5 protein-coding genes are annotated in these 2570 nt (G+C 44.3%); 1 reads left to right on the forward strand and 4 read right to left on the reverse strand.

The window, feature by feature from the left end; translation table 11 throughout:
• Positions 1-128: 128 nt before the first annotated feature.
• On the reverse strand, positions 129-1124 hold the full coding sequence (locus tag PX636_RS13130; RefSeq protein WP_159248762.1) for an amino acid ABC transporter permease: 996 nt from the start codon (positions 1122-1124) through the stop codon (positions 129-131).
• 85 nt (positions 1125-1209) lie between these two features.
• Between PX636_RS13130 and PX636_RS13135 the strand changes: the two genes are divergently transcribed.
• Positions 1210-1725, forward strand: coding sequence for a single-stranded DNA-binding protein (locus tag PX636_RS13135; protein ID WP_288117530.1), 516 nt, complete (start codon positions 1210-1212; stop codon positions 1723-1725).
• 163 nt (positions 1726-1888) lie between these two features.
• Here the strand turns inward: PX636_RS13135 and PX636_RS13140 are convergent, their stop codons facing one another.
• The 3 genes from PX636_RS13140 to PX636_RS13150 are packed head-to-tail and all read right to left on the reverse strand — an operon-like array spanning position 1889 to position 2436.
• Complete coding sequence (locus PX636_RS13140) at positions 1889-2101, reverse strand: hypothetical protein (protein WP_002758270.1); 213 nt, start codon at positions 2099-2101, stop codon at positions 1889-1891.
• Positions 2088-2303, reverse strand: coding sequence for a PIN domain-containing protein (locus tag PX636_RS13145; RefSeq protein WP_190723162.1), 216 nt, complete (start codon positions 2301-2303; stop codon positions 2088-2090). Before PX636_RS13145 ends, PX636_RS13140 begins: the two co-directional genes overlap by 14 nt.
• Before the next feature lies 1 nt (position 2304).
• Positions 2305-2436 carry a hypothetical protein gene (locus PX636_RS13150; protein WP_288117531.1) on the reverse strand — a complete coding sequence of 44 codons (132 nt, stop codon included), beginning with the start codon at positions 2434-2436 and terminating at the stop codon, positions 2305-2307.
• Positions 2437-2570 lie beyond the last annotated feature (134 nt).

Consider the following 2570-nt stretch of genomic DNA (forward strand, 5'->3'; position numbering starts at 1 on the left):
AAGCTCAACATATATTTAAAAAGTTGGCGGTCACTTATCATTTTACCTGACAGTGATCGCTTTTACTTTTGATATTCTGATGGGAGAATGAAACAGCCCTACCCACTTCCCCACTTCCCCAACCCCAATCAACGCTGTTCTAACCTACGACTGGCTAGGGACATAGAATAACAGAAAATCCAGTAAATAAACGCCAAAAATAGATAAACTTCTGGATAATCGCCGATAAATTTCGGATTAGCTAAAACCGATCCTGCCATACCCAAGAGGTCCACCAGTCCCACGATCGCCAGTAGGGAAGTATCCTTAAATAAACTGATAAATTGACCAACAATAGCGGGAATGACCGCTTTTAAAGCTTGGGGTAGAACGATCAATAATAAAACGAAAATCGGTTTTAAACCCAAGGCTTTGGCCGCTTCAATTTGACCTTTGGGAATCGCTTGTAAACCACCCCGGACATTTTCGGCCAGATAGGCTGCTGCAAAAAGGGTAAATCCGGCGATCGCTCTGATCACCCGTTCCGGTCTCGTCCCGGCGGGTAAAATTAAAGGTAACATCACCTGGGCCATGAATAAAATTCCCAACAAAGGTAAACCGCGCAATAATTCGATATAGCCAATAGATAGCCAACGAATTGCCGGTAATTCACTCTGTCTCCCCAGGGCTAATAATACCCCCAAGGGGAAAGATAAAATCATACTGGCGATCGCTACTAATAAAGTTAAGATTAAACCACTGAGATCATCGAGGGGAATTGCCTTTAAAAATAATCCTCCCAATAGTAACCAAGCGATTAAAGGTAAAGTCAATAACCAGAGCAATCCCCACCAGCGTTGGAGAAAAGCGGGGCAATTGGGGAAGCGACCCCGGTTTAATTGCCAAGAAAACAGTGATAAAGCCGCAAGTATCGTTAAAATCAGCCAAATTCGCCATATTGACTGTTCTGGATAACGACCGACTACGAATAAACCGAGATTTTCCGTCACTACAGCCCATTTTGCCTGATTTATCGCCCAATCGAGAAAACTTAAGCCCCCCCAGAGGCTGAGAAATAGACCCGCAAGGGTTAAGATGACGTTGTACCAAGTGTTAAAGAGATTTTTTCTTAACCAGAGTCCCATAAAATTCCCCAACCTCCCCAGTGGTGATCCTTGTACTTTTTCAGTACAATGGTGCTATTAGAAAAATTCAGACTGATTTTCGACCATGAACAGTTGCATTTTAATGGCTAAAATTGTCCGTCGTCCCGAATTACGTTATACCCAAGATAATCAAACTCCCTACGCTCAAATGTTAGTCGAGTTTTCTGCCAATCGTGCCGAGGCAACCCCGACTAATTTAAGGGCCGTAGCTTGGGGAAATTTAGCCTCAGAAGTCGCTCAGAATTATCATGAAGGTGATCAGGTAATTTTAGAAGGTCGTCTCTCCATGCAGACGATCGATCGTCCCGAAGGTTTTAAGGAAAAACGGGCCGAATTAGTCATTAGCCATCTCTATCATCTTGACGGTAGCGTGAGTAGCGGTGAAATGACGGCCCCGACTCCAGAAAAAGTCGTGCCAATCAATGCCCACAAATCGAATAAAACCGAGGTGGAGAAACCCGTCGCACCTGTCTCCACCGGGGATTTTGAATACGACGCATCCTATGAACTTTCTAATCCTTCCGCTTGGCAACCTAGCGACACATCGGTGGAGGAAAATTTAGACGATATTCCTTTCTAATCACCCCGACAGAATTAATGGCTCTTCTCGATTTTGTCTGATAATTTTTGCTTATGGAATCGTGAAATGCTGATCAGGCAAGACTTTAAGCACTATTTGGCGGATATTCTATCAGTATAGACCTCGTTTTCACACAGAAACCAGAAGAGCCAGTTCTTGCCTTCTAACCCCCCAACTCCCCACCATTGATACTTTTCTTTTGTTGAACGTAGCTCTGAAAATCGGCGAGGGTCAGTTCATCTAACCACTGATGTCGCTCGGCGGTGTAATCGCCATGGCCGACTTCCAATTGTTGCAGGAAGCGGAGCATTCCCACCACCCCTAAAGAGTCAACTAAAGCTTGATATCCTTGTTTTCTCAGTTCAGCTAATTTCATTGCCATCCTCCTTTGACACTCCCATCGCTAAAAGCGAGGGATTCTCTACCATTACGTTAATTGAATCTCTATATTGTTGAGCTTTTCGCAGCAGCCTGTCATCGGTGGTCAGGAAAATATCAGCGCCCCCCGCTTCAGCAAAAGCCAGATGTAAGGCATCATAAAACTTAAAACCCAGTTGGTAGGTACGGAGTAGGGGCAATTCATGAATTGCCCCTACTGGCGATGGGCGTTTCCCTCGATACCATCCAACGGGCAGCTTCTACAGTAGCTTCTTGCCAAAATTCGGCATCAGTAGCAGCTATATCTGAATAATCTATATCAGAATCTTTCATCGAAAATTTGGGTCTGAAACCCCGTCGTTCTACGACGGCTTTACCGTTAAATATTAGCGCATTTACACGATATATGCTAGAATGCGAGATATGGAAAAAGCCTATTCTTACCGATTTTACCCAACACCAGAACA

Source organism: Microcystis sp. M53598_WE2, from assembly GCF_030067735.1.
Taxonomy (GTDB): domain Bacteria; phylum Cyanobacteriota; class Cyanobacteriia; order Cyanobacteriales; family Microcystaceae; genus Microcystis; species Microcystis aeruginosa.

Bases quoted from the DNA above. Each gene is read 5' to 3' on its own strand.
- PX636_RS13140 (WP_002758270.1), bottom strand. From the start codon at position 2,101: ATGAAATTAGCTGAACTGAGAAAACAAGGATATCAAGCTTTAGTTGAC.
- PX636_RS13135 (WP_288117530.1), top strand. From the start codon at position 1,210: ATGAACAGTTGCATTTTAATGGCTAAAATTGTCCGTCGTCCCGAATTA.
- PX636_RS13150 (WP_288117531.1), bottom strand. From the start codon at position 2,436: ATGAAAGATTCTGATATAGATTATTCAGATATAGCTGCTACTGATGCC.
- PX636_RS13130 (WP_159248762.1), bottom strand. From the start codon at position 1,124: ATGGGACTCTGGTTAAGAAAAAATCTCTTTAACACTTGGTACAACGTC.